Source organism: Parazoarcus communis SWub3 = DSM 12120 (assembly GCF_003226565.1).
Classification (GTDB): Bacteria; Pseudomonadota; Gammaproteobacteria; order Burkholderiales; family Rhodocyclaceae; genus Parazoarcus; species Parazoarcus communis.
Map to the genome: position 1 here is coordinate 15,424 of NZ_QKOE01000016.1, position 13,689 is coordinate 29,112.

Here is a 13,689-nt window from a genome sequence, read left to right on the forward strand (position 1 = left end):
CCCCTATTCCTGCGGCACCCAGGCCGCTGGCCGCTTGGCAAGGAAAGCGTCAAGTCCTTCGCGCGCCTCGGGTGTGGCACGCAGACTGGAGATGCGGCGCGCCGTATCCTCAACCACCGTATCGCTGACCGGACGGTTGGCCACGGCGCGGATCAGATCCTTGGCCGCGGCCTGCGACCTTGGCCCGCCCTGCAGCAGGGCACCGACCACGGCAGCCACTTCGGTATCAAGCGCGGCCTCGTCGGCCACCACTTCATGCACCAGCCCGATCGCTGCAGCGCGCAGGGCATCAATGCGCTCGGCCGTCTGAAAGTAGCGGTAGGCCTGACGCTCGCCGATGGCGCGGATCACATAAGGACTGATTGCCGCCGGGATGATGCCGAACTTGACCTCGGAGGTCGCGAACACCGCCCGCTCGGCCGCCACACAGATGTCGCAGGCCGACGCCAGCCCCATGCCGCCACCCAGCGCCGCACCATGCACCCGGGCAATGGTCGGCTTGTTCATTTCGGCCAGCGTCCGCAGCATGCCGGCAAGCTTCATCGCGTCGGCGAAGTTGTCGGCCTCGCTGGCCTCGCCCGCGGCCTTCATCCAGTTGAGGTCGGCGCCGGCAGAGAAGCTCTTGCCACGCCCGGCCAGCACCACCACTCGTACGCTGTCGTCGCCATCCAGCGCACGGCAGGCGGCGGTCAGGTCGGCAATCAGTTGTGCGTTGAAGGCGTTGTGCACCTCGGGGCGGTTCATCCACACGGTGGCCACACCTGCGTCGCGCAGGATCTCAAGGGTTTCGTACATGTCGTCGTCTCCTCGCACCCTTACATCCGGAACACGCCGAAGCGGGTCGGCGCAATCGGCGCATTCAACGCGGCAGACAGACTCAAACCCAGCGTACGACGGGTCTGTGCCGGGTCGATCACACCGTCGTCCCACAAGCGCGCGGTAGCGTAGTAGGGATGACCCTGCACTTCGTACTGCTCGCGGATCGGCGCCTTGAAGGCGTCTTCGTCGTCCTTGCTCCAGCTGCCCCCCTTGGCCTCGATGCCGTCACGACGCACGGTGGCCAGCACGCTGGCCGCCTGCTCGCCCCCCATCACGCTGATGCGCGCATTCGGCCACATCCACAGGAAGCGCGGCGAGTAGGCGCGGCCGCACATGCCGTAGTTGCCGGCGCCAAAACTGCCACCGATCAGCGTGGTGATCTTGGGCACCTGAACGGTGGCGACCGCGGTGACCATCTTGGCCCCATCCTTGGCGATGCCGCCGTTCTCGTACTTGCGCCCGACCATGAAGCCGGTGATGTTCTGCAGGAACAGCAGCGGAATACCGCGCTGACCGCACAACTCGATGAAGTGGGCCCCCTTCTGCGCCGACTCGCCGAACAGGATGCCGTTGTTGGCAACAATCCCCACCGGCATGCCGTAGAGCTGGGCAAAACCACACACCAGCGTGGTGCCGTAGCGCGCCTTGAACTCGTCGAAGCGCGAGCCATCGACGACACGGGCAATGATTTCGCGCACATCGAAGGGCTTGCGGGTGTCGCTGGGAATGATGCCGTAGATCTCTTCCGGGTCGTACAGCGGCGCCTCGCCCTGACCCAGCGCCAGATTGACCGGCTTGACCCGATTGAGATTCGAGACGATGCGACGTGCCAGATACAAGGCATGGGCGTCGCTCTCGGCAAGGTGGTCGGCCACGCCGGACAGGCGCGTGTGCACATCGCCACCACCAAGATCCTCGGCGCTCACGACCTCGCCAGTGGCCGCCTTCACCAGCGGCGGCCCCCCAAGGAAGATGGTGCCCTGATTCCTGACGATGATGGTCTCGTCCGACATGGCCGGAACATAGGCCCCCCCCGCCGTGCATGACCCCATCACCACCGCGATCTGCGGGATGCCCTTGGCGGACATGTTGGCCTGGTTGTAGAAGATGCGGCCGAAGTGATCGCGATCCGGAAAGACCTCGTCCTGACGCGGCAGGAAGGCGCCGCCGGAATCCACCAGATAGACGCAGGGCAGGTTGTTCTGCTCGGCAATCTCCTGCGCGCGCAAGTGCTTCTTGACCGTCATCGGGTAGTAGGTGCCCCCCTTCACCGTGGCATCGTTGGCCACGATCATGCACTCCACCCCTTGCACCCGGCCGATGCCGGTGATGACCCCGGCCGACGGCGCCTCGTTGTCGTACATGCCTTGCGCGGCAAGCTGCCCGACCTCAAGGAAAGGCGTACCGGGATCGAGCAGATGATCAACGCGATCGCGCGGCAGCAACTTGCCACGCGCAGTGTGCTTGGCGCGCGCCGCCTCGCCACCGCCGAGCGACACCTCAGCCGCCTTGGCACGCAGATCCTCGACCATTGCGCGCAGGCTGGCAGCGTTGGCCTGAAAATCGGCCGCGCGGGTATTGATGCTGGACTTGATGGTGCTCATGTCTCCCCGTCCCTTGTTGGTTTGCGCAGCGATTCCGGCCACCATCGGCCGGAATCAACGCCAGCGGACCAGGCTTGCCCTGTCTGCTTGCTGATGAGCGAAGACTAGCGGTACGTGGGAAACAAGGAGGGACAAGGGGGTTGCCGATCGTGCCAATCATGCTCACGATCGGCAACAGCAGCAGGCCCCGGACTTTTCGACACGCTGCAGAACACGCCCCCCGCCTCAAGAGGCGCGGCGGCCAGCATCGAACCACGAGGCACGCCGTCGCGTTACACCACCAGACAGACGCCATCGACAGCCCCCGCGATCAAGCCATTCGTCGAACCGCAGATAAACAAGGATAATCCATGGTTTGCCCCCTGCTGGCCGTGACGCCAGCCAACAACCGAAGCTGCCCGCCCCGGTAAGGCGAGGTAGATGACTGAAGGCCACATAATCCGCCATGAAAAGTGCCCTCTTCGTCGATTTCGACAACGTCTACTCCGGCCTGCGCCGCCTTGATCAGGAAACGGCCGACCAGTTTGCCCGCAACCCTACGGTGTGGATGAACTGGCTGATCCGGTCGCTCGAACTGCCGGAGCCTGTCCCCCCGGGCGCCAGGCGCCGGGTGCTGGTCCGCCGCTGCTACCTGAATCCACAGGCTTATCAGCGTTTTCGGCCCTCGTTCAATCTTGCCGGTTTCGAGATCATCGACTGCCCGGCACTGACCAGCGAGGGCAAGACCAGTACCGACATTCACATGGTGCTGGATATCGTCGACCTGCTGCAGCACGAAACCCATTACGACGAGTTCATCGTGTTTTCGGCCGATGCCGACTTCACACCGGTGCTGCGCAAGCTGCGGCGCTGGGATCGACGCACCACGGTGCTGGCCATCGGCTTTCCGTCCGCGGCCTACCGTGCCTCGGCCGACCTGCTGATCGACCAGGACGACTTCGTACGCAACGCGCTCAGCTTCGACGAAAGCGGCACGATTCTCGACCCGCTGCAGCATGCCCAGCCAGCACCGCCCACCGCAAACGACAGCAACGGAAGCGTCGCTGTACCGCAGGACACACTGGTCGAAGCGATCAAGGGCGAAATCGCCAGAACGGCCTACCCCGTACCCTGCGCCCGTCTGGCCGCCCTGCTGATCAACCTGGACAGCAGCCTCGCCGCGGATTGGGGTGGCAAGGGCACCTTCCGCCGCTTCGTCGAGACACTCGACCTCAGTCCGATCGCCTTCGATTGGCGCGACTCCGGCGGGGTCGCCTACGACCCCGGCCAATCAGGCGGCAGCGCCACACACCCCACCTCGGCAGCCGACGAATGGGCCGACCTGAGCCTGTACAGGATCGCCAAGCAAATTCACGATGTGACCGATGTCCCGCTGTTGACACCAGACAGATACCGCAAGCTGATCGCAGCCATTGCCAGCGACGTCGCCGAACATCCATTCAGCCTGATTGAAACCGGCAAGCGCGTGCGCGACCGCTGCAAGGAATCCGGCCAACCGGTCAGCCGTGCCGATGTCAATCATGTGCTGCGCGGCATGATCATGCGCGGCCACGCCTTCGACGATGGCCCCAACGACGCCGCCACCCTGGCCCGGAAACTCGCCAACAACGTACGCTCGCTCTGCCTGCGGGAGCAACTCATCCTGGACGAAGCGACAGACAAGGCCATTCGGGACTGGATCGGAAGCAGGTAGGTCAAGCCGATTCGCACCATCCCTGACAGATGGCGCATGCCATCCGTCAGGGAATGCGCGAAGCTCATCCATCGCCCTTCGCCTCCGCCAGGTACTGTCGCCAGAGGTGTCCATGCCGGTCGTCGAAGTGCTCACGACCCACCGTAACCGAGTCGATCCTGTCAACGCGGAAGGTACGAAACCCCTGCCGCAATTCGCACCACGCACCCAAGGTCCAGCAGCGCCCCCAGAACACGAGCCCCAAGGGCCATAGGGTGCGCTGCGACACTTCTCCATCTTCACGGCGGTAACGCACCTGTAGCTTCATCCCTTTCTCCATGCCTTCGCGCAGCAAGGTCATCGGCTCACGCAATGGTGCGGGCTGCAGGCAGTCTGGGGCGCAGAAGCGCAACTCACTGCCGGCGATACGCGCTTCCAGCGCTCGCGGCAGCACTGCCTCGATGCGCGCCATGGCCTGAGCGGCAGCTTTGCCCAAGGCAGGGTCACCGTAGGCTTGAACAAGCTTGGCGCCAACAACCAGCGCTTCTAGTTCATCTCCGGCAAACATCAGCGGCGGCACCTGGTAACCGCGACGCAAACGGTAGCCGACCCCTGCCTCGCCGTCGATTGGCGCACCGGCACCGATCAGATCAGCCACGTCGCGGTAGATGGTGCGCTCGGAAACATCCAACGCATCCGCCAAGGCCCGCGCCGTCAGCACGCGTCCATGACGCAACATGAGGATGATCTGAAAAAGACGGTCAGCGGGGCGCATGGGTGATGAAGCAATGACAGATGTCTCACCTTAGCACGCGGCCCTACAGGCCGCGGAAGGTCTGCTGACACCATGCTGTCAGGAGGGGGTGCAGACAATGCACCTATCCGCTGCATCCGGCAGCGGACATCTTTCAGGAGCCCAAAATGCAAAACCCGATCTGCTGGTTCGAACTGCCTGTCATCGACATCGAACGCGCCGCGCGCTTTTATGAAGAAGTGTTTGCGATCTCGTTGCGGCGCGAAAGCTGCGGCGGTCACCCCCTGGCGGTGTTTCCTTATGAAGCGCCGCAGCCCTCCGGTGCGCTGGTACAGATGCCCCAGCTCGAACCGCGCAACAACGGCACACTGGTATACCTGAATGGCGGCGAGGATCTCAACTTGGTGCTGGAACGGATACGGTCAGCCGGTGGTGAGGTCATGATGGAGAAAACCTCGATCGGCGAAGACATTGGCCATATCGCACTATTCCTGGACAGCGAAGGAAATCGCGTGGGCCTGCATTCGCTGCACTGAGCCACGTCGGCAGAACAAGCTGAGGGGGTGACGGAAAGCAGCAAGCCACCCCCGCGCCATATGATCTTGCCGAGAACTGTCACAGGTGCACCGTCACCGCTCCACCTGGAGATCACTCCGCCTTCCGACTGAATCCGGGCGGGCCTGCGCGAAACCATAGCACGCCCGCCGTAATCGCCAGCATGATCAAGAAAGCGTAATGGCCGAAAACTCGAAAGAAGCCCCACGCCATTCCCGCGGCGGCAGCAGCGGCCCCAAGCAACACTAGACTTTTCAACATCAAACATCCTCCAGATGCGCCGTCAGAGCACTTTCCAACACAGAATTAATGACAAAATCATAGCATCGACATAGAACAAGCGCATGACGGATCGTCTGCAGCGTGACAAATATCACACCCTCACGCCGCCCACCTTTGGGACCATGCTGCAGCGCAACCTTTCTCATTTGCAATCATGAACACCCAGCCCGCACCGCTGACCCCGGAGGAACTTGCGCTCCGGGGCATCCGCATTCCGCCTCAACCCCAGGTGCTGCTGGAGCTGGAGCGGGTGATGGCATCGGACGACTACGATGCGCGCAGCATCGCCCGCATCATCGAGCGGGATGCAGGCATTGCCGCAATGCTGTTCAAGGTTGCGCGCAACCCCATGTTTGCTGGCAATGCAGCACCATCGACGCTGGACAAGGCGATCATCCGCCTGGGTTTTCGACCGACCTTGAACATTGCCCGCGCAGTGGCGCTGAGCACCACCCTGGGGCAGGACACCCAGCGTGCCTACACGATGTTCTGGGCGCATTCGCGCGAACTGGCGATGCTGGCTGCTCAGATTGCGGAAGAACGGGTGTCGGTCTGCAACATCTTTCCGGAGCAGGCGTATCTGGCCGGCATCTTCCTGAAATGTGGCGTACCGGTGTTGATGCAGCGCTTTCCCGATTATTGTTCGGAGCTGCTACGCGAGGACCGCATGGACTTTCCCAGCCTGCGGGAAGAGGACCGGCGTTTCAATGTCGACCACTGCACGATCGGCTATCTGGTTGCACGCCACTGGCGTCTGCCGGACTTCATCGCCGAAGCGATCCTGCATCATGGAGAAGTGCCGCGCGATGAATTCGGGGCCACCCGCAGCCTGGTCGCCATCCTGCACCTGGCTTCGCACGTGAGACATTCGCTGGCGGGCTCGCACAATGCCAGCTGGCCGCGCTATGGTCACGAAGTACTGGCCGAGCTTTGCCTGCATCCGGACGAATTTCCGGAATACCTGGCCGATCTCAAGGAAAACGCGCTGACAGCCGCAGCCTGAGCGCGGCTGTCAGCGCCCCTTCGCTTACAAGGTTTCGGCAAACAACTCCCGACCAATCAGCATGCGTCGGATCTCGCTGGTACCGGCGCCGATTTCATACAGTTTGGCATCCCGCCACAGGCGGCCTACCGGATACTCGTTGGTATAGCCAACGCCACCGAGGGTCTGGATGGCTTCGCCCGCCATCCAGGTCGCTTTTTCTGCGGTATAGAGGATGACGCCCGCCGCGTCCTTGCGCAGCGTGCGGGCATGGTCGGTACGGTCACAGGCCTGGCCGACGGCGTAGGCGTAGGCGCGGCAGGCACTCCAGGTGGAGTACAGATCGGCAACCTTGCCCTGCATCAGCTGGAACTCGCCAATCGCGGTACCAAACTGCTTGCGTTCGTGCAGGTAAGGGACCACTGCATCCATGCAGGCCGCCATGATGCCCAGCGGACCGCCTGACAGGACCGCGCGCTCGTAATCCAGCCCCGACATCAGTACCTGCACGCCACGACCAATATTGGCCTCACCCCCAAGCACGTTGTCGACCGGCACTTCGACATCGTCGAAGAACAGCGGGAAGGTATTCGAGCCGCGCATGCCAAGCTTGTCGAGGTGGGTGCCGTGACTGAAGCCCTTCATGCCCTTCTCGATGATGAAGGCAGTGATGCCGCGCGGGCCGGCGTCGATATCGGTCTTGGCATAGACCACCAGGGTATCGGCGTCGCCACCGTTGGTGATCCACATCTTGCTGCCGTTGAGAATGAAGCGATCGCCCTTGCGGTCGGCGCGCAGCTTCATGCTGACCACATCGGAACCGGCATTGGGTTCGGACATCGCCAGCGCACCGACATGGTCGCCCGAGATCAGCTTGGGCAGATACTTCTGCTTCTGCGCCTCGGTGCCATTGCGCCGGATCTGGTTGATGCACAGGTTGGAGTGGGCGCCGTAGGACAGGCCGACCGAAGCCGAAGCGCGTGAGATTTCTTCCATGGCGATGATGTGCGCAAGGTAGCCCATGTCGGTGCCACCGTAGGCCTCGCTGACCGTCATGCCATGCACGCCGAGGTCGCCGAGCTTTTTCCACAGGTCGGCGGGAAACTCGTTGACCTTGTCGATCTCCGCCGCGCGCGGAGTAATCTCTGCGGCGCAGAAAGCTTGCAAGGTATCGCGCAGGGCGTCGATGGTCTCGCCGAGGTGGAAGTCGAGGCTCGGGATGTGCATGGTGGGTCTCCTCCGGTATTCGTGTCGTGTCCGCGGGCGGCCGGTACCGATTCAGCCGGCCCATTTCGACCAAGCTTAGCGCCGCATCAGGCCCGACAACTGCCAACGGGGTTGCAAATACGGCCAGCGAGCCTAGCATTACGCCCCATGAAGATCCTGACCCCATCGCCCGCCGAACTGACCCTGGGCCGCGCGGCCACGCCGATTGCCTTCATCCGCGCGATCGTGCTCGGGTATCGCCGCCGGGGTATGGATCCGGCCAATGCGCTGCGTCATGCACAGATCGATGCAGCGGCGCTGGATGACCCCGGCGCCCGCGTCACCGCCGCACAGATGGAGGTGATGTCCGGCCACGCGATGCAGGAACTCGACGACGAAGCGCTGGGCTGGTTCTCGCGCCGCCTGCCCTGGGGCTGCTACGGCATGCTGTGCCGCGCCTCGCTGACCGCCCCCACACTGGAGGTGGCACTCAAGCGCTGGTGCCGTCATCATCGACTGCTGACCGAAGACATCGTGCTCGGCTTCGAGCAGCAGCGCGGCATCGCCCGCATTCAGGTCACCGAAGCTTTCGAACTGGGCGAATTGCGCGAATTCTGCCTGGTCAGCAGTCTGCGTTACCTGCTGGGCTACGCCTGCTGGTTGATCGATTCACGCATTGCGCTCACCGGCACCGAGATGCCCTTCCCTGCACCACCGCATGCCGACGCCTACCCTTACCTGTTTCCCGGACCGTTGCGTTTCGAGGCGGATGCCGCCGCCTTCAGCTTCGACGCCCGTTACCTGGCCCTGCCACTGCGCCGCGACGAACGTGCGCTGCAGACCATGCTGCAGCGCGCCCTGCCACTGACCGTGCTGCAATACCGCCGCGACCGCCTGCTGGTGCACAGCGTCAGTCAGATCCTGCAGGCCGATCCAGCGCGTGCGCACACCGCCGAGGATGTCGCTACCCAACTCAATCTGTCGGTTCGCACGCTGCACCGGCAATTGAAGGACGAGGGGATTTCGCTACAGCAACTGAAGAACGAGATCCGCCGCGAACGCGCCATCCGCCTGCTGCTGCAGACACGCAAGCCCGTCAAACAGATTGCCGCAGCAGTAGGGTTCGACAGCGAAAAAAGCTTTGCCCGAGCCTTTCGAGAATGGACCGGAGAGGCGCCGAGCCGCTTCCGGGAGACAGCTTCGCCACTTGGCGTGGCAGCACCGGGTTGAGCCCGGACTGCGTCTGGCTGCCGACCATGCAGGACACCCCCGCCTCGACACCGCGCTGAGGATCATGCCAACGATGTTCATATGGGCTAAACTAAGTTCTCATATGAGGAACCTCCCATGACACACCCACCTTCGCTCACCCAATCCGGACGTCGCGCCCCGGCCAAGGGCAAGGTCACCCCATCGGCTTTCATTCAACGCTACCAGGCCAGCGACGTCGATCGCATCCTGCTCGTTCGGGATGGCATACCGGCGCGCTACCTGGTGGAGATCGGGCGTCAGATGGACATCCCCAAAGAGCGCCTGTACGACGCCTTGCGCCTGCCAAGGTCGACCGTCGACCGCAAGATCAAGGCCGATGATCGCCTGTCGGCGGAACAATCCGAACGCGTCATCGGCCTGGAGCGCCTGATTGGCCAAGTCGCGGCGCTGGTTGCGGAGTCGGGCAACCCGGACGGCTTCGACCCCGCACATTGGGTTGGAGAGTGGCTCGAGCAGCCCTTGCCCGCGCTCGGCGGCGCGCGACCAGCCGATTTCATGGACACCATGGAAGGCCAGGGCCTGGTCTCACGTCTGTTGCGCCAGTCGCAAGCGGGCGTCTTTGCCTGATGCAGGTCTGGCGGATCGCAAGCGACACCCCGGACTACCTGGCTGACGACTTGTCAGGGGCGGGCGCCAAGGCGCTCGGCGGGCGCTGGAACCGGCCGGGCCTGCCAGTCGTGTATTGCGCACGCTCGCCGGCACTCGCTTGCCTGGAGACGCTGGTGCACCTGAACACCAGCGGTCTGCCGCTGAACCGCTATCTGGTCGTGATCGACATCCCCGACGAGGTGTGGGTCGAGCGCGAGATTCACACCTGCACATCGCTTGACGTGGGCTGGGATGCCAGCCCTCCCGGCATGGTCAGCCTCAACACCGGCGGCGCCTGGCTCAAGGCACAACGATCGGCCGTGATCGAGCTGCCTTCGGCAATCGTGCCCGAAGATGCGGTCGTGCTGATCAACCCTCAGCATCCCCACGCCCACCGGATCACCGCGATCAAACTGCGCCGCTGGCTATATGACCCGCGCCTTGGCTCGCTGACGCGCTGACTCACCCCGGCATTGGCCGCCCCCCACTTCAGAACCCGCCCGTTTCCAGCCAGCGCTCGATCTGCGGCAAACGATCCACGCCCCAGAAAGGTTCTCCATCCACGATCACGTAAGGCGACCCGAAGATCCCGAGCTGCAGCGCCTCGTCGCACACGGACTTCAGACGGGCCTTGACCTCCGCACTGCCCGCAGCAACAGCGATGGCATCGCGTGCATGGTGCAGCGCCTGGGCAATGTCGAGTACCGTATCGAGCGCGGAGATATCGCGCCCCTCGACAAAGAAGGCGCGCAGCACCGCCAGCGCAAAATCGCGTGCGGCAGCCGGGTCGCTTGCATCCAGATGATGAAAGACCCTGGCTGCATGCTGCGTTGCCACCGGAAACGGGCTCGGCATGGCAAACGGCACGCCCAGGTAACGCGCACTGCGCGCGATGTCACGCACCGAATACACACCTTTCAGCGGCGTTTCGGTGAGCGGGATGCCACCGGTGTGCTTGTACACCGCACCGAGCAGGAAGGGCCGCCAGCGCACCGAACGGCCATGCGCCGCAGCCACCGCATCGATCTTCTCGGCCATCAGGTAACCGAAGGGCGATGAGAAGTCGAACCAGAAATCGATCGGGGCGGGATGGCTCATGGCAGTCTCCAGTAATGGGAAAAAATCCTGCGAGCGTGGCGGGGAAGAGAGGGAGAGGGAACCCACCACACCCGCAGGATCGTAACCGGTTCGGCACCCCAGGAGGCTATCGAACTTGAGCGATCGTAGCGAGCCGAGGGGGAAAACGGGGACAGATTCGGCCGTTTTTGAGGCGCATGACCATTCCATGCAACGAGAAAACGGGCGGATATGGACCGTTTCTCCCACTGGCGCAGTAGATCAGCCTCAAGTCCGACAGCCTCCCAGGTGCGCAAACCGTACAGCCGGTCTGGCTCAGCCCGCCAGCGCGCGACCGATGACCAGCTTCTGGATATCGCTGGCGCCTTCATAGATCTGGCAAACACGCACATCACGGTAGATGCGCTCGACCGGGAAGTCGCTGACATAGCCGTAGCCGCCATGCACCTGAATGGCGTCGGAGCACACCCGCTCGGCCATCTCCGAAGCAAACAGCTTTGCCATCGAGGCCTCCTTCAGGCACGGCCGGCCAGCGTCCTTCAGGCTGGCCGCGTGCCAGACCAGCTGGCGTGCGGCCTCCAGCTGGGTGGCCATGTCGGCCAGGCGGAAATTGACCGCCTGATGCTCGAAGATCGGCTTGCCAAAGGTCTCGCGCTCCTGCGCATACTTGACCGCGGCTTCCAGTGCGGCGCGCGCCATGCCGAGACATTGCGAAGCAATCCCGATGCGGCCGGCTTCCAGGTTCGACAAGGCGATCTTGTAACCTTCCCCTTCGGCACCGAGCAACGCATCCGCCGGCACCCGGCAGTTTTCGAACAGGATCTGCGCAGTATCGGATGCGCGTTGCCCCAGCTTTTCCTCGATGCGGGCGACGATGTAGCCCGGGGTCGCGGTGGGCACGAGGAAGCACGAGATGCCCTTCTTGCCCGCAGTCTTGTCAGTCACCGCGAACACGATCGCCACATCAGCCTCACGACCGGTGGTGATGAACTGCTTGACACCGTTGATCACCCATTCATCACCGTCACGGACCGCGGTCGTGCGCAGCGCCGATGCATCGGAGCCGACATGCGGTTCGGTCAGACAGAAGCAGCCCAGCATCTCCCCCCTGGCCAGCGGCTTGAGCCAGCGCGCCTTCTGCGCATCACTGCCATAACGGGCGGGAATGCCGCAGGCGAGCGAATTCTGCACGCTGACGATGGTGGAGGTCGCGCCGTCGCCAGCCGCAATCTCTTCAAGCGCAAGCACGAGGCTCATGTAGTCCATGCCGGCACCACCCCACTCCTCTGGCACCACCATGCCGAGCGCACCGAGTTCGGCCAGTTCCTTCAGCGCCTCGCGCGGAAAGGTGTGGTTGCGGTCCCACTCGGCCGCAAAGGGGGCCAGACGCTCCTGCGCAAAAGCACGGATGGAGTCGCGGATGAGTTCCTGTTCGGAAGTCAGAATCATGCTAAATCCTTTTCAGGGGCCGACACGGGCGGCCCCATGCATTACGGAGACGGTAACGCCAACACCATCAAGCAGTGCGGCGCGGCAGCCGCCTGAACCTGTCTTGAAAACCGTTGGCCTTGGCGCCGGTCAGGAGCGTTGCTCAAGGCCGACAGACTGCGGGCAATCAGCCGCCACATCCGACCGAGGCATTCACCTCGATCGCCATCGCGGTCGCCTCACCACCGCCGATGCACAAGCTGGCCACACCACGCTTGAGCCCGCGACGACGCAAGGCACCGATCAGCGTCACCAGGATACGGGCACCGGATGCGCCGATCGGATGCCCCAGCGCGCAGGCACCGCCGTTGACGTTGACCTTGTCATGGGGCAGGTTCATTTCCTTCATTGCGGCCATGGTGACCACCGCGAAGGCCTCGTTGATTTCCCACAGATCAACATCGGCGCTGCTCCAGCCGGCCTTCGCCAGCACCTTCTGCATCGCCCCCACCGGTGCGGTGGTAAACCACTGCGGCTCCTGCGCATGGGTTGCATGACCCACAATGGTCGCAAGCGGCTTGAGGCCATGCTTGTCGGCCGTCGATCGGCGCATCAGCACCAGCGCAGCGGCGCCATCGGAAATCGACGAGGAATTTGCCGCGGTCACCGAGCCATCCTTCTTGAACGCGGGCTTGAGGGTGCCGATCTTGTCGAGTTGGGCCTTCAGCGGCTGCTCATCCTTGTCGATCAGCATGTCGCCCTTACGGCCAGACACCGTCACCGGCGCGACTTCCCAGGTGAAGGCACCCTCGTTGATCGCGGCCTGGGCGCGGGTGGTGGAGGCCACCGCAAATTCGTCCTGCGCGGCGCGGGTGAAATCGAAATGGGCGGCGCAGTCCTCGGCAAAGGTGCCCATCAGACGGCCACGGGTCTCCTTGGCGTAGCTGTCCTCCAGCCCGTCGAGGAACATGTGGTCGAGCAACTGGCCATGGCCAAGGCGGTACCCACCGCGCGCCTTCGGCAAAAGATAGGGCGCATTCGACATCGACTCCATGCCGCCGGCCACCATGACGTCGTTGGTTCCGGCCAGCAGCAGGTCGTGCGCCAGCATGGTGGCCTTCATGCCCGAACCGCAAACCTTGTTCACCGTGGTGCAACCCGCAGACAGCGGCAGACCGGCGCCAAGGGCGGCCTGGCGAGCCGGCGCCTGACCGACACCCGCCGGCAGCACGCAGCCCATGATGACTTCCTGAACCTGCTCGGCGGCAAGGCCTGAGCGCTCGACAGCGGCCTTGATCGCGACCGCGCCCAGTTGCGGGCCGGTGAGGCCGGACAGATCACCCTGGAAGCCCCCCATCGGGGTGCGGGCGACGGATACGATCACGATCGGGTCGGACATGTTTCGATACTCCTAGAGGTTGAATACAGGGTTGGCCACACGCGGTGACCA

13 protein-coding genes are annotated in these 13,689 nt (G+C 63.6%); 6 read left to right on the forward strand and 7 right to left on the reverse strand.

What is annotated here, in order from left to right; genetic code table 11:
* Window positions 1-3: 3 nt before the first annotated feature.
* A complete protein-coding gene (locus DNK49_RS17635) occupies window positions 4-795 on the reverse strand; it encodes an enoyl-CoA hydratase/isomerase family protein (RefSeq protein ID WP_110527533.1) in 792 nt (263 codons plus the stop codon).
* Window positions 796-815: 20 nt separating this feature from the next.
* Entirely contained in the window at window positions 816-2,423 is a 1,608-nt protein-coding gene (locus DNK49_RS17640) for a carboxyl transferase domain-containing protein (RefSeq protein WP_110527785.1), read from the reverse strand.
* A gap of 445 nt (window positions 2,424-2,868) precedes the next feature.
* On the opposite strand from DNK49_RS17640, the gene DNK49_RS17645 reads away from it, so the two are divergent.
* Window positions 2,869-4,116, forward strand: coding sequence for an NYN domain-containing protein (locus DNK49_RS17645; protein ID WP_110527536.1), 1,248 nt, complete (start codon window positions 2,869-2,871; stop codon window positions 4,114-4,116).
* A gap of 64 nt (window positions 4,117-4,180) precedes the next feature.
* Here the strand turns inward: DNK49_RS17645 and DNK49_RS17650 are convergent, their stop codons facing one another.
* On the reverse strand, window positions 4,181-4,870 hold the full coding sequence (locus DNK49_RS17650) for a helix-turn-helix transcriptional regulator (protein ID WP_110527539.1): 690 nt from the start codon (window positions 4,868-4,870) through the stop codon (window positions 4,181-4,183).
* Window positions 4,871-5,016: 146 nt separating this feature from the next.
* On the opposite strand from DNK49_RS17650, the gene DNK49_RS17655 reads away from it, so the two are divergent.
* Window positions 5,017-5,385: a VOC family protein gene (locus tag DNK49_RS17655; protein ID WP_110527542.1), complete on the forward strand. Its 369-nt coding sequence runs from the start codon at window positions 5,017-5,019 to the stop codon at window positions 5,383-5,385.
* Between the two features lie 455 nt (window positions 5,386-5,840).
* On the forward strand, window positions 5,841-6,689 hold the full coding sequence (locus DNK49_RS17660) for an HDOD domain-containing protein (protein ID WP_110527545.1): 849 nt from the start codon (window positions 5,841-5,843) through the stop codon (window positions 6,687-6,689).
* 24 nt (window positions 6,690-6,713) lie between these two features.
* Here the strand turns inward: DNK49_RS17660 and DNK49_RS17665 are convergent, their stop codons facing one another.
* Window positions 6,714-7,895 (reverse strand): isovaleryl-CoA dehydrogenase, encoded by a 1,182-nt coding sequence (locus tag DNK49_RS17665; protein ID WP_110527548.1) that lies wholly within the window; start codon window positions 7,893-7,895, stop codon window positions 6,714-6,716.
* A 147-nt stretch (window positions 7,896-8,042) separates the two neighbouring features.
* Between DNK49_RS17665 and DNK49_RS17670 the strand changes: the two genes are divergently transcribed.
* The 3 genes from DNK49_RS17670 (at window position 8,043) to DNK49_RS17680 (ending at window position 10,195) form a co-directional block, all read left to right on the forward strand.
* The gene (locus tag DNK49_RS17670) at window positions 8,043-9,104 is read left to right on the forward strand and encodes an AraC family transcriptional regulator (RefSeq protein ID WP_110527550.1); all 1,062 of its coding nucleotides are present in this window, start codon (window positions 8,043-8,045) and stop codon (window positions 9,102-9,104) included.
* A 117-nt stretch (window positions 9,105-9,221) separates the two neighbouring features.
* Window positions 9,222-9,713 (forward strand): type II RES/Xre toxin-antitoxin system antitoxin, encoded by a 492-nt coding sequence (gene parS / locus DNK49_RS17675; protein WP_110527553.1) that lies wholly within the window; start codon window positions 9,222-9,224, stop codon window positions 9,711-9,713.
* Entirely contained in the window at window positions 9,713-10,195 is a 483-nt protein-coding gene (locus DNK49_RS17680; RefSeq protein ID WP_207807026.1) for an RES family NAD+ phosphorylase, read from the forward strand. The genes parS and DNK49_RS17680 overlap by 1 nt, the downstream gene beginning before the upstream one ends.
* Before the next feature lie 28 nt (window positions 10,196-10,223).
* Here the strand turns inward: DNK49_RS17680 and DNK49_RS17685 are convergent, their stop codons facing one another.
* From DNK49_RS17685 to DNK49_RS17695, 3 genes are all read right to left on the reverse strand, one after another.
* Window positions 10,224-10,832, reverse strand: coding sequence for a 2-hydroxychromene-2-carboxylate isomerase (locus DNK49_RS17685; RefSeq protein WP_110527556.1), 609 nt, complete (start codon window positions 10,830-10,832; stop codon window positions 10,224-10,226).
* A 294-nt stretch (window positions 10,833-11,126) separates the two neighbouring features.
* A complete protein-coding gene (locus tag DNK49_RS17690; protein WP_110527559.1) occupies window positions 11,127-12,260 on the reverse strand; it encodes an acyl-CoA dehydrogenase in 1,134 nt (377 codons plus the stop codon).
* Window positions 12,261-12,426: 166 nt separating this feature from the next.
* Window positions 12,427-13,638: an acetyl-CoA C-acetyltransferase gene (locus DNK49_RS17695; RefSeq protein WP_110527562.1), complete on the reverse strand. Its 1,212-nt coding sequence runs from the start codon at window positions 13,636-13,638 to the stop codon at window positions 12,427-12,429.
* Window positions 13,639-13,689: the final 51 nt, after the last annotated feature.

What these genes read in the sequence shown, in the direction of transcription:
- DNK49_RS17635 (WP_110527533.1), bottom strand. Translation starts at nt 795, where the DNA reads ATGTACGAAACCCTTGAGATCCTGCGCGACGCAGGTGTGGCCACCGTG.
- DNK49_RS17640 (WP_110527785.1), bottom strand. Translation starts at nt 2,423, where the DNA reads ATGAGCACCATCAAGTCCAGCATCAATACCCGCGCGGCCGATTTTCAG.
- DNK49_RS17645 (WP_110527536.1), top strand. Translation starts at nt 2,869, where the DNA reads ATGAAAAGTGCCCTCTTCGTCGATTTCGACAACGTCTACTCCGGCCTG.
- DNK49_RS17650 (WP_110527539.1), bottom strand. Translation starts at nt 4,870, where the DNA reads ATGCGCCCCGCTGACCGTCTTTTTCAGATCATCCTCATGTTGCGTCAT.
- DNK49_RS17655 (WP_110527542.1), top strand. Translation starts at nt 5,017, where the DNA reads ATGCAAAACCCGATCTGCTGGTTCGAACTGCCTGTCATCGACATCGAA.
- DNK49_RS17660 (WP_110527545.1), top strand. Translation starts at nt 5,841, where the DNA reads ATGAACACCCAGCCCGCACCGCTGACCCCGGAGGAACTTGCGCTCCGG.
- DNK49_RS17665 (WP_110527548.1), bottom strand. Translation starts at nt 7,895, where the DNA reads ATGCACATCCCGAGCCTCGACTTCCACCTCGGCGAGACCATCGACGCC.
- DNK49_RS17670 (WP_110527550.1), top strand. Translation starts at nt 8,043, where the DNA reads ATGAAGATCCTGACCCCATCGCCCGCCGAACTGACCCTGGGCCGCGCG.
- parS (WP_110527553.1), top strand. Translation starts at nt 9,222, where the DNA reads ATGACACACCCACCTTCGCTCACCCAATCCGGACGTCGCGCCCCGGCC.
- DNK49_RS17680 (WP_207807026.1), top strand. Translation starts at nt 9,713, where the DNA reads ATGCAGGTCTGGCGGATCGCAAGCGACACCCCGGACTACCTGGCTGAC.
- DNK49_RS17685 (WP_110527556.1), bottom strand. Translation starts at nt 10,832, where the DNA reads ATGAGCCATCCCGCCCCGATCGATTTCTGGTTCGACTTCTCATCGCCC.
- DNK49_RS17690 (WP_110527559.1), bottom strand. Translation starts at nt 12,260, where the DNA reads ATGATTCTGACTTCCGAACAGGAACTCATCCGCGACTCCATCCGTGCT.
- DNK49_RS17695 (WP_110527562.1), bottom strand. Translation starts at nt 13,638, where the DNA reads ATGTCCGACCCGATCGTGATCGTATCCGTCGCCCGCACCCCGATGGGG.